Source organism: Desulfobaculum xiamenense (assembly GCF_011927665.1).
Lineage (GTDB): Bacteria > Desulfobacterota > Desulfovibrionia > Desulfovibrionales > Desulfovibrionaceae > Desulfobaculum > Desulfobaculum xiamenense.
In genome coordinates this window covers 187,544-214,358 of the sequence record NZ_JAATJA010000003.1, presented here as the reverse complement: position 1 = coordinate 214,358, position 26,815 = coordinate 187,544, and the positions used below count along the sequence as shown (strand labels likewise).

The following is a 26,815-nucleotide window of genomic DNA, read 5'->3' as shown; positions in this document are numbered from 1 at the left end:
CACGCATGCAGCCAAGCGAACACATGCGCCGCCTGCTCGTCCGGACGGCATCTGGCATCGCCGAATTCATGCGCGAGCGCCTCGACCCCTACGGGCGTCGTCCCGTTCCGGGGGTGCGCCTGCTTTCGCGTATGCGCTTCAAGGACAAGATCAACTTCGGCATCACCAGCGTGGTGCTCTTTTTCGGCATCCTCACTGCCGTGCTCGTGAGCCGTGTGGCCGTGGTGACGCTTCTGGAGGAGAATCGCGACCGGGGGCGCAGCATGGCCGTGAACATGGCGGCTCGCGCCGTGGACCCCTTGCTGGGTAAGGACTTCCTGCGCCTGAAGAACCTCGTGGACGAGATTGAGCGGTTGTCGGACTACACCATGTACGCCTTCATCCTCGACAAGCAGGGTGACGTGCTGGTCCACACCTTCAAGGGCGGGTTCCCTGTGGAACTGCTCGCCGCGAATGCGCCCAGCGGAAATGCTGTCCACATCCAACTGCTCGATACCGGCGAGAAGCGCATCTACGATTTTGCCGCCCCGGTGCTGGTGGGGGATTGGATATTCGGCACGGTGCGCCTTGGCATCTCGCAGGCGCGGGTGCAGGCGGTCCAGCGCCGGGTGCTGACCACCATCGTGGCCGTGACGGCTGGCGTGGCCGCCGTGGCCGTGCTCCTCGGGTCCGTCTTCGCGCACAACGTGGCCTCGCGCATCAACGCCCTGCGTCAGAGCGCCGAGGACGTGGTGCGCGGCAATCTCGACGTGCAGACCGGCCCGCGCCTGTACCGCAATTGTTGGGAGATACAGAGTTGCGGGCTGACGCAGTGTCCGGCCTTCGGCGATGACCGACGACGGTGCTGGTATCTGGCCGGGACCATGTGCCCGAGCTGCTCGACGGATGCCTACCCGGACAAGCTTCAGTCCTGCCGAGACTGCGACGTGTTCGTGGAGAACATGGGCGACGAGATTCAGAGCCTCGCCGAGACCTTCGACGTGATGGCCCTCGCCCTCAAGACGCATCTTGAGGAACTGCAACTGGCGCAGGCCGACATCGAGCGCCAGCGCCAACTCATGAAGACCATCCTCGACGTCACGCCGGACCTCGTGTCCCTTCAGGGGACCGATCTGGTCTACAAGGCCGTGAACAAGGCCTTCTGCACCTATTTCCACCTCAACGAATGCGACATCGTGGGGCATACGGACTTCGAGCTGTTCGACGAGGACACTGCGGACGGGAACTATCACGAGGACAAGCAGATTCTCCTGAGCGGCAGGCATATGTCCAAGCAGGCCCAGTTGACGGCCGGGGACCAGAAGCGCTGGTTCCACGTCATCAAGGTGCCAGTCTACGACGGCGGAGAGATCATCGGCCTGCTACTCACAGCGCGCGACATCACCATCATCAAGCAGTATCAGGAGCGGCTCATCCACTCGCAGAAGATGCAGGACCTCGGAAAGCTGGCCGGTGGCGTCGCCCATGAGATCAACACGCCGCTCGGCATCATCCTCGGCTATGTACAATTGCTCATCGAGGATGCTCCGGAGGGATCGCAGGTCGGTCAGGACTTGAAAATCATCGAGAAACAGACCAAGGTCTGCAAGAAGATCGTTGCCGACCTGCTGGGATTCTCGCGCCATATCGAAAGCAGCATGGAGCCCATGGACCTTAATGCGTCCATCATGGAGGTTGTGTCGCTTGTACGACATATCTTCCTGCAGGAGCGCGTGCGCATCGACACGGACTTCGACCCCACCGTCACTCCTATCGTGGGCGACCGGGACAAGCTCCGGCAGGTGTGGATGAATCTGCTCAACAACGCCTTCGACGCCATCGGGGCCGACGGGCACATACTCGTCGGCACCAAGATGTGCAGCCACCGCCGCCGGGTGGTGGTCACCGTGGCCGACACGGGCAAGGGCATTTCCCAGAAGGACATCACTCGCATCTTCGACCCGTTCTTCACCACCAAGCCTGCGGGCGAGGGAACGGGACTGGGGCTTGCCGTATCGTTTGGCATCATAAGCGATCACAAGGGACGGATTTCGGCCATCAGCCCCGCCCCGCTCGACTATCTCGGTTCGGACGAGGACAAGACGCTCACCGCACCGCCCGGTCCGGGCACGGTGTTCATCGTGGAGCTACCTCTGACCAAGGAGGGGCTGCCCGACGAGGAGTGCCCGGAAGTGACCGAAGCCATCGCCGCGGGCGGCGGCGAACATTCAGTTGGAGGATCATCGTGGCAGAAATAGTTGTGCTCGACGACGTGATGGATGCCGGCATCCTTATCCGCCGCATCCTCGAACGCAAGGGACACGCCGTGTTCTCCTTCACCGAGGAGGAGGAGGCGCTGGACCATATCCGCAGAAACGCGCCCGCGCTGGCCATTCTCGACATCAAGCTCAAGAAGATGACTGGCGTGGAGGTGCTGGAGGAAATCCGCAAGATTTCCAAGGCGGTCAAGGTGATCATGCTGACGGGCTATCCCACGCTCGAAACCGCTCGCCGCTGTCAGGAGCTGGGCGCGGTGGACTATTGCGTGAAGCCCATCGACAAGGAAGAGCTCGAAGAGAAGGTCGCCCGCGCGCTGGCGGACTAGCGGATACGCCATGAATATCGAACTCAGCGAACTGTTCCGGCATTGGACCTATCAGGTCTTCGCTCCGGGCACGCTGTTGCGCAAGAAGTACGAGGCCTTCAAGAACCTCCTCGACATCGACCGCACCTGCCTGCGGCGCATCGCGGAGCTGGAGGAACTCTACTATGGCCGCGTGCCCGCGGACTGGGCGCGCGTGACCATGCTCACCCGCGCCCTGTCTGCGGACGTCAAGGCCATCACCAGCGAGTTGATGCGCATGCGCCCCGGCCATTACCTTGACCTGCCCGACTACCGGCGCAAGATAGACTTCTACCTGTCCATGCAGACCGAGCCGCCGGACTTCGATTTCGCGCCGCCGTACGCCATTGCACTGTCCGAGGCGCATCTCTGCCCCGACGAGGCGGGCAACAAGGCGGCGCGCCTGTCCGGACTGGCCGAGGTGGAGGACCTGCCCGTGCCGGGCGGTTTCGTCATCACCACCCGCGCCTTCCATTATTTCATCGAGTACAACGAACTGCGCCCGCGCATTGAGACGCTGCTGTCCAAGGTCACCCTCGATTCGCCCGGCTTCGTCATGGACATTTGCGAGGAGATACAGCGCCTCGTCATGGAAGCCGAGGTGCCGCCTGCGGTGGAGAGGGAATACCGCGAGCACGCGCTGGCGCTGGCCGCATCGCGCGGGGGCGGGATCAAGCTCGCCGTGCGGTCCTCCGCCGTCGGGGAGGACACCGAGGCGTCCTTCGCCGGGCAGTACGACAGCATCCTTGGCGTGTCCCTCTCGGACCTTTCGTCGGCCTACCGCAAGGTGCTTGCCAGCAAGTATTCGCCTAAGGCCGTCACCTACCGCATCCGTTACGGCATGCCCGACATGCAGACCCCCATGGCCGTGCTCGTCCTCGAAATGATCGACGCGCGCACCAGCGGCGTGGTCTACACCCGCGACCCCGCCGCTCCCGAGGCCGACACCCTTGCCGTCTATGCCGTGGAGGGCATCGCCCGCTCGCTCGTGGACGGAAGCTCCTCTCCGCACGTGACTACGCTCTCTCGCACCAATCCGCCCGCCGTCCTTTCCCGGACCTGCGGCGGCGCGGCTCCGCAGGTGGTCAGCGGCGCGATTCCCGACGGAGACGAATGCCTCGCTGACGAATACGCCGAGACGCTCGCCCGCTGGGGCCTCGCGCTGGAGGACGCCTTCGGCGGACCGCAGGACATCGAGTGGTGCATGGACCGGCTCGGTTCGCTGTGCATGATCCAGTGCCGACCGTTGGCCATCCTGCCTCCATCGGAGTCGCATGCGCCGGAGGCCGCCGTCGAAGTGTCCGTCGAACCCGTCCTCTCCGGAGTGGGAGCCAGCCCGGGCATCGGCATCGGGACGGTATGCCGTCCCCCGCGCGTGACGGAACTCGACGACATTCCCGAGGGCTGTGTGCTCGTGGCAGATACCCTCGCCCCGGTGTTCGCCAGCGTGCTCGAACGTCTTTCTGCCGTGGTCACTGACACGGGGTCCAAGGCCAGTCATTTCGCCTCCGTGGCCCGCGAGTTCGGCCTGCCCGTCATCGTGGACGCCAAGTTCGCCACCCGTGCCCTCACCGATGGTATGACCGTTACCGTGGATGCCGATGCCGGACGCGTCTACCCCGGAAGCATCGAGGCACTGGCCATTCGCGCGGCCAAACGTGCAGCGGACCGGACCACGCCGTTTCATCGGCGGCTGCGCAAGGTCATGGATTACATTTCGCCCCTCAATCTCACGGACCCGGACGCAGAGAACTTCGCACCCAAGGGGTGCCGCACCATGCACGACATCGTGCGTTTCTGCCACGAGAAGGCCGTGGCCGAGATGTTCTCCCTCGTGAACAAGGGCGGGCGCGGACTTGCGCAGGCCAAGATTCTCGAAGGCGGTCTGCCGCTGGTCATGCACATTCTCGACCTTGGCGGCGGGCTCACCCCGCAGGCGCGCGACGCAACCGTCGTCGATCCCTGCCATTTCGCCAGCGAGGCCATGAGTGCCCTGTGGGAAGGCTTGAACCACCCCGACATCCAGTGGGACGGCAGCCTTCTCGCTTTCGACTGGGAGGAGTTCGACCGCATGAGCGCCGGCATCGTCGGCCTCAAGTCCAAACTCCTGTCGAGCTACGTCATTCTCGCCCGCGACTACATGCACACCCTGCTGCGCTTCGGTTACCACTTCGCCGTGCTCGACACCATGTGCACCGACCATTCCGACTCCAACTACATCAACTTCCGCTTCAAGGGCGGTGGTGCGGAAATGGGCCAGCGCAGGCTGCGGCTGGCCTTCGTGGACAAGGTCCTGCGCGACGCGGGCTTTACCGTGCGTATCACCGGCGACATGCTCGAAGCTAACCTCGCCCGCGCCCCACGCCCGCGTATCGAATTGAACCTTACGTTGCTCGGCATGCTCCTCGGCAAGACCCGCCTGCTCGATATGGCCCTCACCGGTGATGAACAGGTACAGCAACTGGTGGACGAATTCCTCGAATCCGTCTGATCGGTGCTTCGCTAGCGCGAGGTGAGAGGATGGGAGAAGAGAAGCCTACGGCGGCCGGGCGGGGGAGAAGAGGAAGCCTCCGGCGGCCGGGGCTCTGCCCCGGACCCCGGTCAAGGAAATGATTTCCTTGACAATCCTCACTAGGGCTTCGTCGCGCAAAGCCGTACGGTGTACCAAGGGCAGATGGCCTATCGCATGTCGGGGGTCCAGGGGGCCAGCGGCCCCTTGGCCGGCGGAGCCTACGTCTTGCATGCGGCAATGAACGATACGGTCGGCGGAGCCTGCGTCTTGCATCGGTCAACGAACGATACGGCCTGACCACTGGATGACGGGTGAATATGGCGTACGAAGTGAACTGGGTAACGGATCATTTGGCGGTGGGCGGAGCGCCCATGTCGTACGATGCGCTTGGCGCGCTAAAGGCGCAGGGCATCGACGCGATCCTGAACCTGTGCGGCGAGTTCTGCGACCTGCACTGGATCGAGGCCGATGAGGGCTTCGACGTCTACTATTTTCCCATCCCGGACGAGGAGACGCCGGACCTTGGCGAGCTTGAGAAGGCGCTGGAGTGGCTGGACGAGTCCATCTACCTTGGCAAGAAGGTGCTCATCCATTGTCGCCATGGAATAGGGCGCACGGGCACGGTGCTCAACGCCTATCTGCTGCGCAAGGGGCTTGGGCACAAGCTGGCGAACCGTACGCTGAAGGGCTTGCGATCCAAGCCGCAGAATTTCGACCAGTGGCGTTTCGTGCGGCGCTACGGCAAGAAGGAGGGCCAACTGACCATCCGCGAGCCGTCCCTCGAAATGCGGCATCTGGTGGACCTCATTCCATTTTTCAAGGATTATGAACGCATCGTGACCAGCGTGGACGATCTGGTGGGCGAGGGCGGGCAGGACGGGCTGTGCGGGCGCGGGCATTCGCGCTGCTGCACGCGTCTGGTGATGCTGCCGCTCATCGAGGCGGTGTACGTGAATCACGCCATGAACATGACCCTGTCGCAGACGGAGCGACAGGCGGCCATTGAGGCCGGGGCCGAGGCGGGGAAGCGTCTGCGGGGCTTTGGATACATGCGTGATGATCCGGGATCGCTGACGGAGGGGATTCGTGCGGCCTACGAGGGGGCGGGGCTGGCCTGTCCGCTCAACGAATTAGGCGAGTGCCGCATCTTCGAACGCCGACCGCTGCATTGCCGTCTGGCGGACCTTCCGGCCGGAAAGGCGGATGATCCGCTGGTGACGACGGTGGTCCCTGCGGCACTGTCCACGGTGTCGGCCAGCCTGTTCTTCGCCTTCACGTCGGAATTCCCGTCAGGCGCGCCGATGCGTTTCGCGCTGGCGGACGTGATTTCAGGGAAGTTCGTGCAGACCTTCTTTCATCATCTCATGCATGCCGCGGCTCGCGGTCCTGTTCCCGGAAAATCCTGACGTCGGAAAATGCGAAGGCCCCGCATCGCTCGAAGCGGGGCCTTCCACGAGGGTTGGAGGTAGGGCTGGTGAAATTTTATCCGGCAACCCGGCCCTGTGTTGGGGAGGCCGGGGGGGGGAGAGGGCCGGGTTGCCTGTTGGGGGATGGGGGCGAAGCTGCGAGAGCTTCGACCGCCGTGTCACTTCATGCTGTTTCCGGGGCTCGCCAATGGGCGTTAGCCCGCCTTGATCTCGATCTTCCGAGGCATGGTCTTTTCGGCTCTGGGCAGGAAGAGATCGAGCACGCCGTCCTTGAGTACGGCCTTGATCTTGTCGCGGTCCACCTCGTCGGTGAGGGAGAAGCTCCGCGCGTATTCCACGGCACCGAATTCCGTGCGATGCATTTCGCCAGCGGGCGGCGCGTAGGTGCTTTTTCCGTGGACCACGATTTCGCGGTCCTGAAGGTCGATGGACAGTCCATCCGGCTCAACGCCGGGCATGTCCAGTACCATATGCCAGCCGTCCTTGCGTTCGAGGATATCCGTCGCCGGAAGGTGGCGCTCCAGTTCTCTTTCGTTCTTCTTTTCAACTTCGTTCGACATGACTGACTCCCTCCTAGGCGCTGATGGAAATCTTGCGGGGCTTCACGGCTTCGGCCTTGGGCAGGACGATTTCCAGTATGCCGTTCTTCAGGGTTGCCTTCACGTTGTCACGATCGATGTTGGTCGTGATGTTGAATATGCGCTGGAATGCGCCGAGTCCGCGTTCCTGCCGGTAGTACCGGCCCTCGTCGGCCTTGCGCACGCCCTTGATGACCAGATCGTTTTCGGTCACTGTAATGTCGAGTTCGTCCATTGCAATGCCGGGAACGCATGCATGGATATAGAGGGCGTTTGCGTCTTCCGACACATTCACCGGAGGATATGATGTGCGCCGTTGGCTAATGGAGATGGGCTGCATCATTTCCTCGAAGAAGCGGTTCAGGTCTCGCGGAAAATCATAGAGGGTTCCAAAATCAATTACCATTTCTTTCACCTCCGTTTTACGAGTACTACAATAAAACCGACTTCCGACCTGTCAACACCGCATCCCAATTTTTCTTGAAAAATTCTTCGCAGCGCGCCGGGCGGGCACCCGCAGGAGAATTTTCGACATCACGAAACAATATGAGCATCCGTGCTTGACCTGTCTACAGGTTCAGGGTGCAGTCTGTGCGAACGGTACCGCTCGAAGGGGACGCCCTTCACGAGAAACGTGGCGGCGTTCGGCCCGGAAAGTATCCGGAGGCCGGGCGCGTCATGAAACGGAGATGTCATGGGATACACGGTTGGACGACTCGCCGGGAAATTCGGGCTCGCCCGCAGCACGCTGCTCTACTATGAGCGCATTGGCCTGTTGGCGCCGTCCGAGAGAACGGCGGCGGGGTACAGGCTCTATTCGGCCGAAGACGCCGCGCGGCTTTCGCGCATCTGCCGCTTTCGCGACGCGGGTGTTCCCCTGCGGGAAATCGCGGATATCCTCGTCGGTTCGCAGTCCGATCTGTCCGTCATCCTCGAAACGCGGCTTCGGGCGCTCGATCAGGAGCTGGAGCGTATCCGCTTCCAGCAGGAGTTCATCGCCCGGCTGCTGCGCAACAGGGAGATTCTGGAAGACGCCTCGGAGCGTGACGAGGAAACGTGGCAAAAGGCCATTCGTGCTTCGGGGCTTACCGACGAATCCATCCGCCGCTGGCACGAGGAATTCGCGTCGGCAGACCCCGAGGGCCATCGGGCCTTTCTGCGGGCGCTCGGATATCCAGTGGACGAGAACGACCTGATCCAGACACTCGGCAAGGCACCCCATCATTTGAGGAGAATCAACATCATGAGCGAACGCTTCATGGAAATATTCATGGAAACCCTGTCCCCGCTGACCCTTCAGGGGCCGAGCGGCAGGGAGCATACCCTGCGCGCCCTGCGCATGATTCCGGAGCTGCCGCAGCGTCCGCGCATCGCCGACATCGGCTGCGGAACCGGACTTGCCGCACTCATCCTCGCGCAGGAGACCGACGGCGTCATTGAGGCCCTCGACAGCCACAAACCCTTTCTGGAGCGGCTGGAATCCGCTGCTGCGGCCAAGGGGCTGACCGAGCGCATCAAGATCATCCATGGCGACATGGCGGCCCTGCCCTTTGCGCCGGAAAGTCTCGACGTCATCTGGGCCGAAGGCTCCGCCTTCATCATCGGCTTCGATAGGGCGCTCGAAGAGTGGCGTCCGCTGCTTAAGGACGGCGGCTGCCTGTGCATCTCGGAACTGGCGTGGCTGACGGACAATCCGTCGCGCGAGGCGGCCGAGTACTGGCAGGGCGTCTATCCCGAGATGCGCACTATCAACGCGCTGAAGCAGGCCATCGCTGAGCGCGGGTACACGGTGATCGGTTCCTTCACGTTGGCCGAATCCGCGTGGCGGGACTACTACGCGCCGTTCCCCAAGCGTCTGGCGGAGCAGCGCCTCAAGTACGCCGGTGACGAGGAAGCTCTGGCCGTTCTCGACAACTTCCAGGCGGAACTCGACGCCTTCGAGAAGTTCCGGGAGTTCTACGGCTACGAGTTCCTCGTGGCGCGAAAGGCCGACTAGCGCGGCTTCCATGCGCAAAATTGGGGCGGCGGATGCTCATGTATCCGCCGCCCCTTGTCGTTTGCCGCCGTCGGTGCGGGGTTGACCGGTGTCCCGGCGAGCTTTAGTCTGGAATATTGCGGCATCTGTCCGCAGCATCCCGAAACCGGAAGGAAAACGACCACGCGATGACCGACGCCACTCCCTACCGTACCATCTGGAAGCTCTCGTGGCCCCAGATCATCATGATGTTCTTCCATTTCTGGATCGGCTTCATCGACGTCTACGTCGCCGGAAAGCTCGATTCGCGGGTGCAGGCGGCGCTTGGCATCATCACCTCGTGCCTGTTCTTTCTGCTGGTCATCGCGGTGAGCGTGGCCAACGGCTCCGTGGCGGCCATCAGCCAGTCCGAGGGCGGCGGCCTGCACCGTCGCGCGCGGCGCTACGTGGGGCTATGCCTTGAGCTGGCGCTGGCTGGCGGCATCGTCATTATGGGCGCGGGGCTACTCCTGCGCGACCAGATGCTCGCCGCGCTTCGCGTGCCGCAGGAGATTTCCGCCATTACCGGCGACTTCCTGCAGGTCTACGCGCTGCTTCTGCCGCCGTACTATCTGCTGCTCATCACCAATGCCGTGTTTCGGGCGCGCAAGGAGGTCATGTACCCCCTGTACGCAATGATAATGATCACCGTGGTGAACACCGTGGCGGACTTCGGGTTGGGCCTCGGCCTGTGGGGGCTGCCCAATCTCGGGCACAAGGGACTGGCGTGGGCGACCTTCTGGTCCGTCAGCGCTGGCACGGCGCTAAACCTCTACCGCATGTGGCGCAAGGGCATGCTCGATGCCGACGTCTTTCCGCCGCTGCGCTGGATTCGCCGCGCGCTGCCGTACCTGTTCCGCGTGGCGTGGCCCTCGGGCCTGATGCAGATTCTGTGGCAGACGGGATACCTCGTGCTCTTCGCCATCACCGCCAGTCTGCCCGTGGGCAACATCGACGCGCTGGCGGGCATGACGGCGGGCATCCGCGTGGAGTCGCTCCTGTTCCTGCCCGGTTTCGCCTTCAACATGACGGCCAGCGTGCTGGTGGGCAATTCCCTCGGCGCGGGGCGGCCGGACGAGGCCCGGCGCTACGGCCTGCGCATCTGGGCCATCGGGGCCACGGCCATGAGCCTCGTATCCCTCGTGGTCTGGCAGTTCGTGCGGCCGCTGGCGGCGTTCCTCACTCCCGAGGCAGCCGTGCAGGCCCAGATGATCGACTATCTGCTCTACAACATGCTGGCCATCCCCTTCACCCTGACCAGCATGATCCTCGGCGGGGCCTTCAACGGCGCGGGTGCCACGTGGTACAACATGTGGATATTCGCGGTGACCGTGTGGTGCCTGCGGCTGCCCATGGCCTATACGCTGGGGCATCACGTCCTCGGCAACGCCACGGGCGTGTGGATGTCGCAATTGGCGTCGCAGATGGTGCAGGCGGGTCTGCTTTTCTATTTCTTCACCTTCGGCAACTGGCAGCGCTTCGCAATGGTGCGCCGCCGGGAACGCAATGGCCAGCAGGGTGCCAGCGTCGCGGGGACGCCCCTTGGCACCAACGGCGCGAATCTCAGGAAGTAACCGGACAACCAGCGGGAGGACCATGGCCTCGATCTTCACTCCGATCAGTCTCGACGGTCAGGCCGAATACCTGCGGCGCTTCGCCGCGTGCCCCCAGAAGGCCTCGGACTACAGCTTCGTCAACATCTGGGGCTGGGCCGAGGAATACGGCCTCGAATGGCATTTCGGCGAGCATCTCGTTTGGATCAGGCAGACCCGGCCGGAATCGGTCTGCTGGGCACCAGTCGGCCCATGGACCGACGTGGACTGGTCGCGCTGTCCCGTGTTCAGCGCTTCGGGCGGGCGCTACATCCGCGTTCCCGAACTTCTCGCCGAAATATGGACCGGCGCATACGGCGGGCGTGTGGACCTCGCTGAGACCCGCGATCACTGGGACTATCTCTACGACGTGCGCGAGCTGGTGGACCTGAAGGGCAACCGCTTCCACAAGAAGAAGAACCTGCTCAGCCAGTTCGTGAAGAAGTACGACCATGTCTACCACTCCATGACGCCGGACTGCGTGGAGGCCGCGCTGGACATGCAGCTCGAGTGGCTTTCGTGGCGCGACGAGGAATCCCAGCAGACGCTTGCCGCCGAGAACCGCGCCATCACCCGCGTGCTCACCGGGTGGGACTCCCTGTGCGGCGTGTTCGGCGGCGTCATCGAAGTCGAAGGGGCGCAGGCCGCCTACACCGTTGCCGAACGCCTTTCTGACGACACCCTCGTCATCCATTTCGAGAAGGGACACACCCATTTCAAGGGTATCTATCAGGCCATCAACCAGATGTTTCTCGCCTCGGACGCGAACGGTTACGTCTTCGTCAACCGCGAGCAGGACCTCGGCGATCCTGGCCTGCGCAAGGCCAAGGAATCCTATAATCCCGTCGGCTTCCTGCGGAAGTTCGAGGCCCGCGTCCGCTAGCGTCCAACTCCCCGCCGTGGCAGTGGAAGTTCCCCCTTCCGTCCGCCGCGTCGAAGTGGCAGGATGAGGCCCTGCAACAGGGAGCCGTGCATGCACTTCAGTCTTCGGATTGCCGCCAACTCGCTTCGCACCCACAAGGTGCGCACCATTCTCGCCGTGCTCGGTGTCTTTCTCGGCGCGCTGGCCCTCACCGGCGTGCAGCACCTGTCCGAGGCCATGGTCCGCAAGGCCGAGGTGGAGATCGAGAAGCTCGGCCCGAACCTGTTCATGGCGCGCTCGGGCCGCATCCGTTGGCGGCGGGGTTCCGTGCAGGTGCGCGGCGATGCCGCGACATTTAGCATGGCCGACGCCCACGCGCTCCTCGACAATCTGCCGTCCACGCTTTCCGGTGCGCCGTTCACGCAGGTCACCATGGATATTGCCGCCGAGGGCACCAAGATTCCGTCCTCACTCATCGGTACCACGCCGGACTACCGCCACGTGCGCAACACCAGCCCGGAGTTCGGGCGTTTTTTCTCCGATGAGGACGTCGAGCGGCGGACCATGGTATGCGTACTTGGGCGCGCCATTGCCGAACGCCTCTTCCGCAGGCCAGAAGCCGCCGTGGGGCAGGAGGTCGCCTTCTATCGCGCACGGCTGCGCGTCATCGGCGTCATGCAGGCCAAGGGTGCGGACATCGTGGGCACCGATCAGGACGAGCAGGTCTTCGTGCCCATCAGCACCTACATGCGGCGCATGGCCAATACCGACGCCATTTCCGGCGTGTATATCGAACTCGCCCCCGGCACGGACGCCGAGGCCGCCAAGGACACCGCAACGGCCATCCTTCGCTCCCGCCACGGCATCCGTCCCGGTCAGGACGACGACTTCGCGGTGCTCACCGCTCGCGACACCATACAGCTCCAGACGCAGGCCCTCGAACTCGTGGGGACCCTCGGACTCATCAGTTCCACCGTGTCCTTCGCCGTGGGCGGACTCGGCATCCTGTCCATCATGATTCTCCTCGTGCGCGCTAGGCGTATGGAGATCGGCATCCGCCGCGCCGTGGGCGCACGCCGGACAGACATCGTCCTCCAGTTCCTCTTCGAGGCCGGATTGCTTTCGGGCATGGGCGGCATCCTCGGCGTGGCCAGCGCCCTCGGGCTCGTCAGCATCGTCTATGCCGTCGCGGATTTTCCCTTCGTTTACCGTCCCGTGCTCATGGGCGGCATCCTCACCGGCTCCGTGCTCCTCGGCCTCGCGGCGGGCGTCTACCCCGCATGGCAGGCCTCCCGCTTCGAAGTCCTCGATATCCTGCGCGACGGCGAATAGCCGGGGCGCTGTGGCTGGGGCGTATCGGCCGTGGCGGGCGCTGTGGCTGGCCGTATCGTTCCCTGCCACATGCAAGCCGTAGGCTCCGCCGGCCAAGGGGCCGCTGGCCCCTTGGAACCCCGATATGCGATAAACGAGGGGTGCCTTTGGCGAGCCGTACGGCTTTGAGCGACGAAGCCCTAGTTGGGATTCTCAAGGGCCCACGGTCCTTGAGCGGGTCCGGGCAGAGCCCGGCCGCCGGAGGCGAACTTCCGCGCAGCGGCTTGGCGCTGTGGCTGACGCACGCGAAGACGCCGGAAGCACTGGCGTGCTTCCGGCGTCGTAAATCGGTGGCGTCTGGATGGGCTTAGTCTTCGACGAGTTCGGCGAGGCGGGATTCGACGAATTCCCAGCGTTCGAGGAGCGCGTCAAGGTCGGCCTCGGCCTGCTGGAGGTCCGTTGTGGCCTTGGCGAACGCGCCGGGGTCGCGCTGGTAGAATGCCGGGTCGGCGAGCTTGGCGTTGAGGTCGGCCTGAAGCGTTTCGAGGGCCTCGATGCGCGCGGGGGTCTGGTCCAGTTCTTTGCGCAGGTCGTCGCGCTCGCGCTTCTCATTGAAGGTGAGCTTGCGCTTGCCGTCGGAGCGCACGCGGGCTTTGGCCTCGCGCGGGGCGGCGGCATCGGCCGTGACCGGGCGTTCCTCGGTCTGCGGGCGCTGGCGGAGCCAGTCGTCGTAGCCGCCGACGTACTCGCGGACCTCTCCGTCGGGATCGAAGGAGATGGTGGAGGTCACGACGTTGTTCAGGAAGGCGCGGTCATGACTGACGATGAGCACGGTTCCCGAGTACTGGAGGAGCAGTTCTTCGAGCAGGTCGAGGGTTTCCGCGTCGAGGTCGTTGGTCGGCTCGTCGAGCACCAGCACGTTGGACGGCTTGGTGAACAGCCGGGCCAGCAGCAGGCGATTGCGCTCTCCGCCGGAGAGGGTGTGCACCTTGCAGCGTGCGCGCTCGTTCGTGAAGAGGAAATCCTGAAGGTAGCCCATGACGTGTCGGCGGTTGTCGTCGACGGTGATCCATTCGTTGCCGTCGGCCACGGCGTCGCATGCGCGGGCGTCCATGTCGAGGCTGGTGCGCAACTGGTCGAAGTAGGCGATGTCGAGATTGGTGCCGAGGCGCACGGACCCGGCGGACGGCTCGATTTCACCGAGCAGGGCGCGCAGGAGGGTGGTCTTTCCCGCGCCGTTGGGCCCGATGATGCCAACCTTGTCGCCGCGCATGACCGCCGTGGAGAAGCCGCTGAAGATGGTGCGCCCGCCGAGGTCGACGGCGAGGTCGCGGGCCTCAATGACGAGCTTGCCCGACAGGCCGGATTCCTGCATCTGCATCTTCGCCTCGCCGGGGCGGTAGCGCCGCGTGCGGCGCAGTTCGCGCATGGTCATGAGGTCGCGAAGTCTGCCCTGATTGCGGCGGCGGCGGGCGGTGACTCCCTTGCGCAGCCACTTTTCCTCTTCGGCGAGCTTGATGTCGAAGCGATCCCATTCCTTTTCCTCAGCGTGCAGGAGTTCCTCCTTGCGCGTGAGGTAGGTGTCGTAGTCGCAGGCCCAGTCGGCCAGACGGCCGCGGTCCAGCTCCACGATGCGGGTGGCGAGCTTCTTGAGCAGTGCCCGGTCGTGGGTGACGAAGAAGAGCGTCTTGGCGTGGCGCAGCAGGAAGTCTTCGAGCCAGGTGATGGAGTCGATGTCGAGGTGGTTGGTCGGCTCGTCGAGAAGCAGCACGTCCGGATCGCTGGCCAGTGCGCGGGCGAGCAGGACGCGGCGCTTCATGCCGCCGGACAGGGTGAAGAATTCGGCGTCCATGTCGAGCTTGAGGCGCGACACGACGGTCTCCACCGTGCGGTAGGCCTCCCAGCCGCCGCTGGCGTCCACGGCCTGCTGGGCGGCTTCGAGGTCGCGCAGGGCGGCGGGGTCGCGTTCCGCGGCGGCGGCAGCCAGACGGTAGGCCGAGAGCGCCTTGCCCATCTCGCCGATGCCAGCGGCCACCACGTCGAAGACGCGGCCGTGGATGTCCTGCGGGACGTCCTGTTGCAGACGCGCCACGCGCACGCCCTTGCTGATGGAGACTTCGCCGGAATCCGGCCGCATGGCTCCGCTGACGATGCGCATGAGCGAGGTCTTGCCCTCGCCGTTGCGGCCTACGAGGCAGACGCGTTCGCCTGCCTCGATCTGCATGCTTATGCCGTCCAGAACGGCGGGGCCGGAAAAGGCCAGCCGGACGTCCCGGATACTTACGAGAGCCACAGTGTGATCTCCGCTAGCGCTTCATGTTGACGTACTGAAGGGCCACGTCCAGTTCCTGCTCGTTGAGCATCTGGATGACGGCCTGCAGGTCGTCGATCTGCTTGGCGGTCACGCGGACCTGATCGTCCTGGATCGCGGGCTGGATTTTCTTGAGCTTCATGTCCTTGATGAGCTTCACGATCTTCTGGGCGGTCTCCTTGGAGATGCCCTCTTCGATGGCGATGTCCTGCTTGAGCTGGCCCATGGAGGTCGGCTCGAAATCCTTGAACTGGAGGCACTTGGGATCGACCTTGCGGCGGACGAAATGGCTGATGAGCATTTCGCGGATGGCCTTGATCTTCATCTCGTCGCCGGTCACGACGTGGATGTTCTTGTCCTTCTTGTTCAGGGTGATCTCGGTGGTTACGCCGCGGAAGTCGTAGCGCGTGGCCACTTCCTTCACAACGTTGTTCACGGCGTTGTCGATTTCCTGCATGTCGACCTGATTCACGATGTCGAAAGACGGCATTGTGGAATTCTCCTTGTGGATATTATGCGCAACATGCGCGAAAGCGGTTCATAGGAACAAACGGGCCGCCTTGCAAGGGGCGGGCGTGTTGCGGTTGGCCGGGCGTATCGCGTTGGCGTCGCTGTCGCCGTTGCCGTGGGCGGGCCGTATCGTTCGGTTACGGGTGCGAGACGTAGGCTCCGCCGGCCAAGGGGCCGCTGGCCCCTTGGAACCCCGATAGGCGATAACCGTGGGTGCCCTAGGCGCACCGTACGGCTTTGCACGATGAAGCCCTAGTGAGGATTGTCAAGGGGGTCACCCCCTTGACCGGGTCCGGGCAGAGCCCGGCCGCCGGAGGCTCGAAAATTCCCTCGATCGGTCCACCACTGCCACTGTCACGGGCAGGGGATTATCCCAGCGGTATTGACGCAGGTCAATGCCGGTGATTCGGGGGCGTGGCATGGTCGGGACGCATGAACGCACATCATCGACATGCCGGGATGCCCCCGGCGGGAGGAATTATGACGCAGGAACATCTCATCAGGAATATTCCCTTCGCGGAAACTCTGGAAACCGAGGGGCTGGTCGAATATGCTCCGGGGCAGGTCGTCAGCCGCACCCTTGCGCGGCGCGATACGGTGAATATCACGGTCTTCGCCTTCGATGCCGGCGAGAGCATCAGCACCCACAGCGCTCCCGGCGACGCGCTGGTGCAGGTGCTGGCCGGAGAGGCCGTCGTGACCATCGACGGCGTGGACCATGCAATCGGAACCGGGCAGTGCATTGTCATGCCCGCCAACATTCCCCACGGCGTGCGGGCCGAGAAGCGTTTCAAGATGCTGCTCACCGTGGTCAAGCCGTAGGGCAAGCACGAGGATTCGCAATCATGACCGTGACCGAAGCGCCCGAGGGCGCGATTCTCCAGCGCGACAAGGAAACCTACGCCATCGTTCCCCGTACGCCCATGGGCATGCTGTCTCCGGACATTCTGGAGCGCCTGCTCAGCGTGGTGAAGAAGTGGGACATCCCCATCGTCAAGATCACCTCTGGCCAGCGTATCGCCCTTGTGGGCATGAAGGGCGAGGACGTCGACCCCATCTGGGAGGATCTCGGCCGCGACATCGGCCGTGCCACGGAGCTGTGCGTCCATTACGTGCAGGCCTGTCCCGGCACCTCGGTGTGTCGCCTTGGCGTGCAGGATTCGCTCTCGCTTGGCGCGGAGATCGAGAAGGCCTACATCGGTGTGGATTTTCCGGCCAAGGTGAAGTTCGGCGTGTCGGGCTGCCCGTTGAGCTGTGCTGAGGGCAAGGTGCGCGATGTGGGCATTACCGGCAGCAAGAAGGGGTTCAATCTCCATTTCGGCGGCAACGCTGGCAACAGGGCGCGCATTGCCGACACCATCGCCGAGGACCTCTCGCGCGAGGAGGTCGTGGCGCTGACCGCCAAACTTCTCGATTACTACCGCGCCAACGCCAACAAGCGCGAGCGCACCGCGCGTTTCGTGGAGCGTGTGGGCATAGAGACCATCCGCGCCGCCGTGCTGTAGACGGCGGGGCTTCTGGTAGACTGACGGCATGACGCGTACGGCGGTTTCCGAAGGGAGGCCGCCGTTTTTTCGTCATGGGGGCGGCGAGGCGCGGAGGATATCGGGAGAGGGGATGGGGTGAAGGGGATGGGCGGAAATGGGTGACGCAGTTTGAGGGCGTGAAGCCGTGGGGTGTCGCCCTCGCAAAGGGGATTAGTTGCGGGTCCTTTCGAGCATGTCGGCAACGAATCTGGCCAGCCACCAGCATGCCGCAATCCATGCGACGATGACCACGCCGTGCAGCAGGCGGTTGGAGGCGAGCAGTTCCTGACGCGGAAAGGCCGTCGTGCCGATGAAACTGAAGCAGGCCCACAGAAGCAGGTGCAGTAATTGCTTCGTACTGCGTATGATCCGATGCCTGCGCCCGAGAAACAGGCCCATGAACCAGATGAGAAAGAAGGCGATGACGATGAATTTGAACATGGTCCTGTCCGCTGGTTGCGCATATGGTCGCTTGCGTGTCCGGTCCCCATTGCGATATGTAGGCTTGCGCCGAAGGGGCGGGGACACAGTGGCTTCCGATTTGGCCGCAATGGGCACCGCTGGTGCGCATGCATCCTATCGACGGATTCGCGATATGTCCACGATGCGACCGCGGTGACGTGTGTTGCGTGTTGGGCGCGGCGTTGCGGTCCGGATGCGGGAAGAGCGTCTGCATGATGCCCGATCATCCGCCCGTCACGCTGATATCATGCTTCGAGAATCGCATACGCTTTCGGTCCGGCAGCTCAAACCTCGCCCGTCCGCGTGCCGTATCAAAAGGAGATTTCTTTTTTGTCCCAGTACAATCTGAAAACGATCAAGCACTTTGGAAACCGGCATCTTCTCAAGCGCTGCGTTTCCTATTTCATGCCCTACAAGTGGCAGGTTATCATTGGCGTTTTGTCCGCGATGGTCGTCTCCGGCACCAATGCGGCCACGGCGTATCTCGTGAAACCCGCCATGGACAACATTTTCGTCGAGAAGGACGAGACGGCGCTTCTTCTCGTTCCGCTGGCCTTTCTGGGCGTCATCATCGTCAAGAGCGTCTTCCGGTTTCTGCAGGTCTACCTGATGAACTACTCTGGCCTGTGCGTGCTGGAGACGCTGCGCAACGACATGTTCGAGCGCATCATCCGCCTGCCCATGCGTTTTTTCGAGGAAAGTCAGGTCGGCATGCTTATGTCGCGTATCCTTGGTGACGTGAACGGCATCCGCGAAAGCGCCCCCGCGCTTGTCATGTGCATTCGCGAGTTTATCTCCTGCATAGGCCTCGTGTGCGTAGTCATCTATCAGGACTGGCAGCTGGCGATCATCGCGCTTCTGGTGTTTCCCGTGTGTATCTATCCCATCGTTGCCCTTGGCAAGCGCCTGCGCAAGCTTGGCCGCCAGTTGCAGGTGCAGGGGGCGGATATCAACTCCGTGGTGCAGGAGGGCCTGAGCGGTGTCGGCACCATCAAGGCTTTCCATACGGAAGCCATGGAGATCGAGAAATTTCGCAAGGAGAGCAACGGCATCGTACGCCTCTCCAAGAAGCAGATTCTGGCTGGCGAGTTGTCCACGCGCATCATGGAGCTTCTGGGTGGCGTGGCCATCAGCGGCGTGCTGTGGTACGGCGGCAGTCGCGTGCTTCAGGGCATGTCTACGCCCGGCACGTTTTTTTCCTTCGTGACGGCCATGATCATGCTCTACGAGCCGGTCAAGAAGATCAACGAGGCCAACAAGACTGTTCAGGCGTCCCTTGCCAGCGCCGAGCGCGTGTTCGGTCTTCTCGATTCCCACGAGATCGTGCCCGAGGTGGCCGGTGGCCGGGAACTCCAGTTGCCCATCGAGAGCATGGAACTCGATGCCGTGAGCTTCACCTACCCCACGGTGGACGAACCTGCCATTCGCGAGATGTCCCTGATCGTGCGCAGCAACGAGCGCGTGGCCCTTGTCGGCCCCAGCGGCTCGGGCAAGACGACGCTGGTCAACCTGTTGCCGCGCTTCTACGATACGGGCGAGGGACAGATTCGCCTCAACGGTGTGCCCATTGAGGAATACTCGCTGGGTAGCCTGCGGCGTAACATCGGCATGGTTTCGCAGGAGCCCTTCCTGTTCAATATGACCATTCGCGAGAATATCGTATACGGCGTGGAAGGCGTGACCGAGGAGCAGATGCTCGCCGCGTCGCGAGCCGCCTTTGCCCACGAATTCATTGAGGGCTTGCCTGAAGGCTACGACACGGTCTGCGGCGTGCATGGCATCAAGCTCTCGGGCGGCCAGAAGCAGCGCATCACCATCGCCCGCGCCCTCATTAAGAATCCGGCGCTGCTCATCCTCGACGAGGCCACCAGTGCGCTCGACACGCAGTCCGAGCGCATCGTTCAGAAGGCGCTGGACAATCTCATGAAGGATCGCACCAGCATCGTCATCGCCCACCGCCTTTCAACGGTCCTCAACGCGGACCGCATCGTGGTCATGCAGAAGGGACGTGTGGTCGGCGTGGGACGCCACGACGAGCTGCTGGATTCCTGCCCGCTGTACCGCAAGCTGTACGACATGCAGTTTACGGAGAACATTAGCGACGAGGAAGCTCGAAGGATAAGTGCGGAAGAGTAGGTGGGGCTGGGGTTTGTTAAAAATATGAGGTGTGAGTTGTCACATACGCGAAATCTTGTTCACGATGTGTTGGGAGCATTTGCGAGGCGCGAGTATGAGTCTGTTCTGCCTCGGCGTCTTGATCGGTTGCCGTCCTACTGGGCGAGATTTGTAAATAGGATGGCGAGAAAGCAGTGGGGATACAAGCTTGTCCCCAAAGCTTATTCCGATTCGTTATCGTCTTGGCAGCAGGATATGGCTTTTGGGACTCTTGATGCCCTTATCCGAGATGCCGAGTCGTTTGATACGCTTTATAATAGGTTGGAGGATCAGGAATCGCGAGATGTTTTCGATTGGTGCATAAGGAGCAGGATGGCACTTGCGCTGGTTGGTGATGTCGCGTTGTCTGTTTTCCCATCGCCATTGTCTCGAGAACAACATGCGGCCGGAGTGGCCGCGATGCGCGAAGAGTATGGGCAGTTTCAATTTTCGAAATTTGATTTGGGCAGTTTGGGGTGTGGTCAATATGATCTTGGGCCTTTCTGTTCTGTCGTTGAGAATGATGTCGTTCTTGATATAGGCGGCTGTTACGGTGATACGATGTGTAAATTCTGGCGTCAGGCTGGAGTTGGTGGCGAGATTCACGTCTTTGAGCCTGTAGAGGAGAATCGGCGGAGCATCCTCTCTGTGTTGCAGGAGATGGGCGGACCTGGCAATGTTTTTGTTGTTCCGTATGGCGCTTGGGATTGCTCGGCAATAGCTGATATTTTTGTCGATTCCGGGTGCTCGTCGTTGACAGGGGGATGTTTCGAGCGGGAATGCCCCGAGTTTGAAAAAGTAAAATTGAAGACAATTGATGATTATGTTGCTGAAAATGGATTGCGATCCGTTGATTTTATAAAGATGGACATTGAAGGAGCAGAAGAAAAGGCTCTTCTTGGGGCATCGGAAACAATTGCGCGTTATAGGCCGAAGCTTGCAATATCGGTATATCATCGATTTGATGATTTGACACGTATTCCGGCCGTTATATTGGAGGCCTTTCCTGGATACCGCTTTAATATGAGGCATTATCATAGAGGTTTTTTCGAAACTGTTCTTTATGCTGTCGCGGGCAGGTAGTGCCGTTAAGATTGCGAGATGATAGATTGTGCGCGATGGAGGGATGATGATTCTTTCGGATGCGGTGCGCAAGACAATCGAGTCAGGAGATTCTCTCAATCTTCAGCTCGGATGCGGAAAAAGGAACCGTCCAGGATACTTCAATCTTGATATCGTTCCTTTGGACAATGTTGATATCGTCGCTGATCTTAATCAGCCGCTGTGTGCCTTTCCTGATAACTCGGTGCGCCAAATATACAGCCATCAGGTCTTTGAGCATGTTGCCAACCTGATGGGATTGATGGAAGAGCTTTATCGGGTATGCGCCCCCGGTGCGACGCTTGAAATTAGCGTGCCGCATTTCTCGAATCAGTATGGCTACTCCGACCCGACACACGTACGCCTCTTTGGTCTGTATTCAATGTGTTATTTCGTGCAAGAGAGCAGTCAGCCTTTTCGGCGGAAGGTTCCAGATTTTTACACACATGCTCGTTTTCGTTTGGAGCATGTTCATGTTTCGTTTTATCAGATGGGACAAACGAAACGCAACTTTGCGGATAGACTCCTGCGGAATAATTTTGAAAAGCGTGTGGTGAATCGTTCCTGCGCGAGTTTGGAGCGGTATGAGAAGTGGATGTATAGGTTCTGGCCCGCAGAGTCGATAGAATATGTGCTGACTGTAGACAAGTAGCGCGCAGAGTGTGAGATGCGTTCTGGAAAAGGCCGCGGCCAAAATAATTAGGTATAGATAGACTAGCGGCCGCACCAAATGCAGACGTGAAACTCTTCGTTCACTCCCCACACAAAACGCATCACACCCCGGCCAGGCTTTCGCCTGACCGGGGTGGTTCTTTATGCGTCCCCGGAATTCTTCCGGTGTGGTTCGAATTGGCTAGTTGAAGGTCTTGGCGGCCTGGAGGTCGTCCTCGGTGTAGTCCCAGGTGACGTTGTGGGGCGGGAGGGCTTCGCGGAACCAGCGGGGGAGCTGGTCGTCGTGCTTGGTAAAGCCGGCGTCCGCGTTGAAGGAGTGTTCGTCCTTGAGGGTCTGCACGCCGAGGGCCAGCACGTCGTCCGGGGTGATGGAGCCGCCGAAGCGCGCGTTGAGCAGGTCGCACATGACCTGCATGGCGTCGGGCGTGTCGAGGACCGCGAAGGCCACGAACAGGCACATGCCCGAGGCGTCGATGGCCGCCGTGGCGATCTGGAGGTTCTTGGACAACTCCACGTTGCCTTCGGACTTCAGGGCGTCAACGTCGCCGCCGACCTTGAGGATGTTCTGGCACACGGCGTATCCCGCAGTGTGGTCGCCGCCCATGGGGTTGGTGGCGTAGGTCACGCCCACGCCCTTGACGGCGCGAGGGTCGTAGGCGGGCAGGGCCTGATTCTTGACCACGGGCACGCGGTCCACGCCGAGGGCTGCGGCGGTGAAGCCCGTGCCGTTGCCGATGATGCGGCCGAGCGGATCAGCGGTGCCGACCTTCTTCAGCAGCTCGTAGGCCGCCGGGCCGTCGCCCCACGGGATGAGTCCACCCTCCATGGCCATGGCCACGGTGTTGCCCATCTCGATGGTGTCGATGCCCTTTTCGTCGCACAGGCGGTCCATGGCGGCGATGAGGTCGAGGTCGTGGATGAGGGAGTTCGGGCCGAAGCCCCACAGGGTTTCGTACTCGAAGCCCGAGGTCACGTAGTTGCCCTTCTCGTCCACGTAGCGCTGGGAGCAGTGCATGACGCAGCCGGGGTGGCAGCCCTCGTGGACCTTGCCACCGCGCTTTTCGATGAGTTCGGACATCTTCTCGCCGGAGACGTCGGCGGCGTGCTCGAACTGACCGCGCCGGAAGTTCTGGGTGGGCAGTGCGCCCGCCTCGTTGATGATGTTGACGAGGATGGCGGTGCCGAATCCGGCCAGTCCCTGCCCGGTGACGGGGTGGGTCTTGAGGATTTCGGTCCAGCGGCGGTTGGCGGCCTTGAAGGCCTCCTTGTCGGCGTAGTCGATCTCGTCAGCGTTGGTGCTGTCCACGGCGATGCAGCGCACGCGCTTGGAACCCATCACCGCGCCCATGCCACCGCGACCGGCGGAGCGGGCCGGGTTGCCGTAGGGGTCGGTGAACTGGATGGTGGCTGTCTGTAGGCACTGCTCGCCAGCGGTGCCGATGAGCGCCACGGTGCACTTGCCGCCGAAGAAGTCGTTCAGCACGGTCTGGTACTCGTAGTTGTCCTTGCCACCGCGGTCGGGAGCGTCGAAGAACTCCACGCCGTCCTTGTGGATGCGGATGGCGGCGAAGGCTGCGGTCTGCTCGGGCTTGTCTTCGAGGATGACGGCACCGAGGCCGAGCTTGGCGAGCTTCTGGGAGAGCATGCCGCCGGAGTTGGATTCCTTGATGGTGCCGGTGAGCGGGGACTTGCCGCCCACGGAGATGCGCCCGGAGTTGGCGGCCATGGTGCCGGAGAGCAGGCCCGGCGCGAAGACGAGCTTGTTCTCCTTGGACAGGGGATGCGCGTCCGCGGGGACTTCGGTGCGGATGACGCGGGACGTCAGGGCGCGGCCGCCGAGGCCTGCGTAGTCGCCCATCTCTTCGAATGCGAAGGTGCGTTCGCGGGTGTTGATGCGCAGAATCTTCATTGGTTTTTCCTCCATGGAGTGCCGTCGGTGGCGACGGAATGATGGTGAGCGTCGGTGGCGGCACCGGCGTCCGCGCCGGCCCGTTCGTTGAAATTTCTTTCGTCGGAGAGGCAGTCCGCACCCAGGGCCTTCAGGCGCTCCTCGGTCCATTCGGAACCCGTGAGCGCGGTAAGCATGCGGGCCATGCATGGCAGGCCGCGCGGATCGCGCATGACGGCGAAGGCCACGAAGATGCACAGCCCCAGCGAGTCCGCCGCAGCGGTGGCGATGTGCGGGTCGTGGCCGAGGGTGTCGTCGGAGGCGATGCTTGCGACGGTGGTGTCGGTAGAGGCTGGGCCTGCGGCAGGGTGGATGCGTTCGCGCTTTTTGGCGGCTCGTGGATCGCCCTTCGCAATGCGCAGGGTGTCGAGGGACGGGAGCCGCGTGACGCCGAATGCCGCCGCCGCGAATGCTGCGCCGTTGCCGAGCATGCGCCCCAGTTGTTCGTCGGCGTCGACGCGTAGGAGCATGCGCAGGGCGGCGGGGCCGTCTCCCCACATGATTAGCCCGGCCTCCATGGCGATGGCGAGGGTGCGGGCCATTTCGAGGGAGTCGAGGCCCAGCTCGTCGCAGGCGCGATCCATGCGGGCCACGATGTCCAGATCGCCGATGAGCAGATCCGCGCCGAAGCGCCAGATGGTTTCGTGCGGATGGCCGCTGGTGACGAATGCGCCGTTGGCGTCGGTGAATATGCGCGAGCATTGGATCACGCAGCCGGAGTGGCAGCCGCGCCGGGTCGATGCGCCGTGCGCGTCGATGGCCTCGGCCAGCGTTTCGCCGCAGATGCGGGATGCGCCTTCGAAGGGTTCGATGCGATGGCGCGGTTCCTCGTGGTTCGACAGGCCGAGCAGGTCCGCGAGGGCGGCCGTGCCAAAACTGGGGCTGGCCGCGTCGGGCGCGGGCTGGTCGTGCAGGATGCCGGCCCATTCCCGGCGCGCCGCGCGGAAGGCCTCCGGGTCGGCCACTGGCGCATGCTCGTCGCCGTCGTCGTTGAGGACGATGGCCTTGATGCCTTTGCTGCCCATCACCGCGCCCATGCCGCCGCACCCTGCCGCGCGCGAGGGGAGACCGTCCGAATCCGAAAACTGGATCGTTGCGGCCTTCAAGCACTGTTCCCCGGCCGGTCCGATGAGCGCGGAAACTGCGTGCGGACCGTAGAGCGCGCATAGGCGCTCTTGCGCCGCGTAGCTGCGCAGGCCGGACAGCTCGGCTGCGTCGCGGAATTCGACGCTGTGGGCCGAGATGTGCAGGATGCATGGCGCGGCAGGGGATTCCGGCTTGTCTTCGATGATGATGGCCCGCAGGCCCAGGCGCGCCATGTGGCGGGCGAATTGGCCGCCAGCATTACTTTCCTTCATGCCGCCGGTGAGGGGCGATTTCGCGCCCACGGATATGCGTCCAGAGCTTGCCGCGCTGGTGCCCGACAGGATGCCCGCCGCGAGGACCAGTCTGTTTGCCGCAGACAGCGGATGGCTGTCCGGCACGACCTCCGTTGCGATGATACGGGCGGTGAGGGCGCGCCCGCCGAGGCCGCCGAGGGGCGAGGCCGACTCGAAGGCGAATGTGCGGGTGCGGGTGTTGATGCGCAGGATTCTCATGATGTCGTGATGACGTCGCCGGGTCGGCTTGGTCCGGAAATCGGGCGGGCTGAAGCGGCTGAGCGTGCCTCAAGTGGTACGTCCGCGAGCGGTGCGGGACAATCGGGGAACAACGGACATTGCCCTCGGGGATTCCCTGAGGGGGGTCCGGAAAGGGCGCGGGACAAGCCCTTGCGGATGCGCCGCAGGGGGAGGGCTACTTGCCTCGGCGTCGCGGTGAGGGTAGAAGGGACGCGGCGAAGAGGCGGTGCTGTTCGAAGGCGACTCTGCCGCGCTGCAATGTAATGAATTATGACATGAAGACGTTTTTCGAGGGGTTAAAGCCTTTTCCGTTTCGGCGCGCATGGCTTGCCCGCCTGTTCCTTTTCTGCGCCGTGCTTGGTGTTGCCAGCCTCGCGCCGGTTGAGTCCTGTGCGGCCGACGACGGTGCGCAGCCGTGGACGATCCGGCAGCTCTTGTGTGGCAATCCCGCGCTTTTTTTGGGCGGGGCGCTGGTGACTGTCCTGCTCGTCGGCCTGCGCAACCGTGCCCTCAAGCGCGACGTGCGCCGCCGGACCCGCCAGATGCATCTGGAGCTTGCCGAGCGCAAGGTGGCCGAGCGCAACCTGACCAAGAGCAAGGAACACCTGCAATCCATCTTCTATGCCACCCAGAGCCTGTATTATGTCTTCGACGAGTTCGGCGTCTGTCTTGATGTGATCACCTCGCGTGGGGACCTGCTGGACCATTGCCACGTCGTGTCGCCCGTTGGGCGGCGGCTGGACGAGCTGTTTGTGGAGCCGCTTGCGGGCAGAATGGTGCAGAAGCTCAAGACCGCACTGGATTGCGGGGCGTTGCAGGTCCTCGAATACGAGGTGCGCCGGGGTGAGCGTTCCCTGTGGTTCGAGGGCCGCGTGATGCCGCTCTCGGAAGGGCGTTGCGGACCGCGCAAGGTCGTGTGGATTTCGCAGGATATCACCAGTGCCAAGCGGAGCATGGAGGATATCCGCGCCCTGTCGAGCCAACTGGCGCTGACCGAGGAGCGCCAGCGGCGGATCATCGCCGTGGAGTTGCACGATAGCCTCGGGCAGATTCTCGCGACGTCGAAAATCAAGCTGTGCCTCATCCGCAAGCGTCTGCAAGACGAGAAACAGAAGGCGCTGTTCGCCGACCTCGAAGGGCAGATCGACAGCGCCATCAACCTGACCCGGACGCTGGTCTGGGAACTCAGCCCGCCGACGCTGTACACGCTGGGGCTGGTGCCCGCCGTGGAATGGCTGGGCGAGAAATTTTCGGCCGAGTACGGCCTGCGTTTTTCCGTGCGTGACGAGCTGACCCTCGGCATCTCGGATCACGGGCTGAAGGTGCTCCTGTTTCGCGTGGTGCGCGAACTCATGACCAACGTCATCAAGCATGCGCAGGCGCGGGAGGCCTCTGTCCTGTTTTCCAACGACGCTCACCGGCTGAATGTCTTCGTGCGCGACGACGGCGTGGGGCTTGGGGATGTGGCGCGCACTCGTAGTGGATTCCAGCGCGGATTCGGCCTGCTGACCATTCAGGAATCCGTGCGGCACATGGGGGGCGACGTGGCCATCACGCCCGGTTCCGGACGGGGGACCGTGGTCCACGTGTGGGTTCCGGTGTAGCGACAATCAA

General features: G+C 62.7%; 21 protein-coding genes. 14 read left to right on the top strand and 7 right to left on the bottom strand.

Annotated elements, in window-relative coordinates:
• The first annotated feature begins 5 nt into the window (after positions 1-5).
• The 4 genes from GGQ74_RS13795 to GGQ74_RS13780 all read left to right on the top strand — a co-directional run bounded on the left by GGQ74_RS13795 (position 6) and on the right by GGQ74_RS13780 (position 6,520).
• Positions 6-2,237 carry an ATP-binding protein gene (locus tag GGQ74_RS13795; protein WP_245168305.1) on the top strand — a complete coding sequence of 744 codons (2,232 nt, stop codon included), beginning with the start codon at positions 6-8 and terminating at the stop codon, positions 2,235-2,237.
• Positions 2,225-2,584, top strand: a complete 360-nt coding sequence (locus GGQ74_RS13790) for a response regulator (protein ID WP_167942175.1) — start codon at positions 2,225-2,227, stop codon at positions 2,582-2,584. The genes GGQ74_RS13795 and GGQ74_RS13790 overlap by 13 nt, the downstream gene beginning before the upstream one ends.
• A 10-nt stretch (positions 2,585-2,594) precedes the next feature.
• Positions 2,595-5,093, top strand: coding sequence for a PEP/pyruvate-binding domain-containing protein (locus GGQ74_RS13785; RefSeq protein WP_167942174.1), 2,499 nt, complete (start codon positions 2,595-2,597; stop codon positions 5,091-5,093).
• A gap of 338 nt (positions 5,094-5,431) precedes the next feature.
• Complete coding sequence (locus GGQ74_RS13780) at positions 5,432-6,520, top strand: phosphatase domain-containing putative toxin (protein ID WP_167942173.1); 1,089 nt, start codon at positions 5,432-5,434, stop codon at positions 6,518-6,520.
• 215 nt (positions 6,521-6,735) lie between these two features.
• Here GGQ74_RS13780 and GGQ74_RS13775 read toward each other — a convergent pair whose 3' ends face one another.
• Positions 6,736-7,101, bottom strand: coding sequence for an Hsp20/alpha crystallin family protein (locus tag GGQ74_RS13775; protein WP_167942172.1), 366 nt, complete (start codon positions 7,099-7,101; stop codon positions 6,736-6,738).
• 13 nt (positions 7,102-7,114) lie between these two features.
• Positions 7,115-7,525 (bottom strand): Hsp20/alpha crystallin family protein, encoded by a 411-nt coding sequence (locus tag GGQ74_RS13770; protein ID WP_167942171.1) that lies wholly within the window; start codon positions 7,523-7,525, stop codon positions 7,115-7,117.
• Positions 7,526-7,813: 288 nt separating this feature from the next.
• On the opposite strand from GGQ74_RS13770, the gene GGQ74_RS13765 reads away from it, so the two are divergent.
• From GGQ74_RS13765 to GGQ74_RS13750, 4 genes are all read left to right on the top strand, one after another.
• Complete coding sequence (locus tag GGQ74_RS13765) at positions 7,814-9,115, top strand: MerR family transcriptional regulator (protein ID WP_167942170.1); 1,302 nt, start codon at positions 7,814-7,816, stop codon at positions 9,113-9,115.
• 167 nt (positions 9,116-9,282) lie between these two features.
• A complete protein-coding gene (locus GGQ74_RS13760) occupies positions 9,283-10,707 on the top strand; it encodes an MATE family efflux transporter (RefSeq protein ID WP_167942169.1) in 1,425 nt (474 codons plus the stop codon).
• Between the two features lie 22 nt (positions 10,708-10,729).
• Positions 10,730-11,608: a DUF2156 domain-containing protein gene (locus GGQ74_RS13755; RefSeq protein WP_167942168.1), complete on the top strand. Its 879-nt coding sequence runs from the start codon at positions 10,730-10,732 to the stop codon at positions 11,606-11,608.
• A 90-nt stretch (positions 11,609-11,698) separates the two neighbouring features.
• Positions 11,699-12,919: an ABC transporter permease gene (locus GGQ74_RS13750; RefSeq protein WP_167942167.1), complete on the top strand. Its 1,221-nt coding sequence runs from the start codon at positions 11,699-11,701 to the stop codon at positions 12,917-12,919.
• Positions 12,920-13,265: 346 nt separating this feature from the next.
• Here GGQ74_RS13750 and GGQ74_RS13745 read toward each other — a convergent pair whose 3' ends face one another.
• Positions 13,266-15,191 carry an ATP-binding cassette domain-containing protein gene (locus GGQ74_RS13745; RefSeq protein WP_167942166.1) on the bottom strand — a complete coding sequence of 642 codons (1,926 nt, stop codon included), beginning with the start codon at positions 15,189-15,191 and terminating at the stop codon, positions 13,266-13,268.
• Between the two features lie 13 nt (positions 15,192-15,204).
• A complete protein-coding gene (locus GGQ74_RS13740) occupies positions 15,205-15,699 on the bottom strand; it encodes a YajQ family cyclic di-GMP-binding protein (protein WP_167942165.1) in 495 nt (164 codons plus the stop codon).
• A gap of 500 nt (positions 15,700-16,199) precedes the next feature.
• On the opposite strand from GGQ74_RS13740, the gene GGQ74_RS13735 reads away from it, so the two are divergent.
• Together GGQ74_RS13735 and GGQ74_RS13730 are read left to right on the top strand one after the other, a co-directional pair.
• Complete coding sequence (locus tag GGQ74_RS13735) at positions 16,200-16,541, top strand: cupin domain-containing protein (protein WP_167942164.1); 342 nt, start codon at positions 16,200-16,202, stop codon at positions 16,539-16,541.
• A 29-nt stretch (positions 16,542-16,570) separates the two neighbouring features.
• Positions 16,571-17,224 (top strand): nitrite/sulfite reductase domain-containing protein, encoded by a 654-nt coding sequence (locus tag GGQ74_RS13730; protein WP_342448628.1) that lies wholly within the window; start codon positions 16,571-16,573, stop codon positions 17,222-17,224.
• Positions 17,225-17,416: 192 nt separating this feature from the next.
• Here GGQ74_RS13730 and GGQ74_RS13725 read toward each other — a convergent pair whose 3' ends face one another.
• A complete protein-coding gene (locus GGQ74_RS13725) occupies positions 17,417-17,686 on the bottom strand; it encodes a hypothetical protein (protein WP_167942162.1) in 270 nt (89 codons plus the stop codon).
• A gap of 351 nt (positions 17,687-18,037) precedes the next feature.
• Between GGQ74_RS13725 and GGQ74_RS13720 the strand changes: the two genes are divergently transcribed.
• The 3 genes from GGQ74_RS13720 (at position 18,038) to GGQ74_RS13710 (ending at position 21,614) form a co-directional block, all read left to right on the top strand.
• Complete coding sequence (locus GGQ74_RS13720) at positions 18,038-19,843, top strand: ABC transporter ATP-binding protein (protein ID WP_342448625.1); 1,806 nt, start codon at positions 18,038-18,040, stop codon at positions 19,841-19,843.
• Between the two features lie 351 nt (positions 19,844-20,194).
• Complete coding sequence (locus tag GGQ74_RS13715; RefSeq protein ID WP_167942161.1) at positions 20,195-20,944, top strand: FkbM family methyltransferase; 750 nt, start codon at positions 20,195-20,197, stop codon at positions 20,942-20,944.
• A 46-nt stretch (positions 20,945-20,990) separates the two neighbouring features.
• Complete coding sequence (locus GGQ74_RS13710; RefSeq protein WP_167942160.1) at positions 20,991-21,614, top strand: class I SAM-dependent methyltransferase; 624 nt, start codon at positions 20,991-20,993, stop codon at positions 21,612-21,614.
• Positions 21,615-21,815: 201 nt separating this feature from the next.
• Here GGQ74_RS13710 and GGQ74_RS13705 read toward each other — a convergent pair whose 3' ends face one another.
• Positions 21,816-23,543, bottom strand: a complete 1,728-nt coding sequence (locus GGQ74_RS13705; RefSeq protein ID WP_167942159.1) for an aldehyde ferredoxin oxidoreductase family protein — start codon at positions 23,541-23,543, stop codon at positions 21,816-21,818.
• The gene (locus tag GGQ74_RS13700; protein ID WP_167942158.1) at positions 23,540-25,180 is read right to left on the bottom strand and encodes an aldehyde ferredoxin oxidoreductase N-terminal domain-containing protein; all 1,641 of its coding nucleotides are present in this window, start codon (positions 25,178-25,180) and stop codon (positions 23,540-23,542) included. Before GGQ74_RS13700 ends, GGQ74_RS13705 begins: the two co-directional genes overlap by 4 nt.
• 296 nt (positions 25,181-25,476) lie before the next feature.
• Between GGQ74_RS13700 and GGQ74_RS13695 the strand changes: the two genes are divergently transcribed.
• The gene (locus tag GGQ74_RS13695) at positions 25,477-26,805 is read left to right on the top strand and encodes a PAS domain-containing sensor histidine kinase (RefSeq protein WP_167942157.1); all 1,329 of its coding nucleotides are present in this window, start codon (positions 25,477-25,479) and stop codon (positions 26,803-26,805) included.
• Positions 26,806-26,815 lie beyond the last annotated feature (10 nt).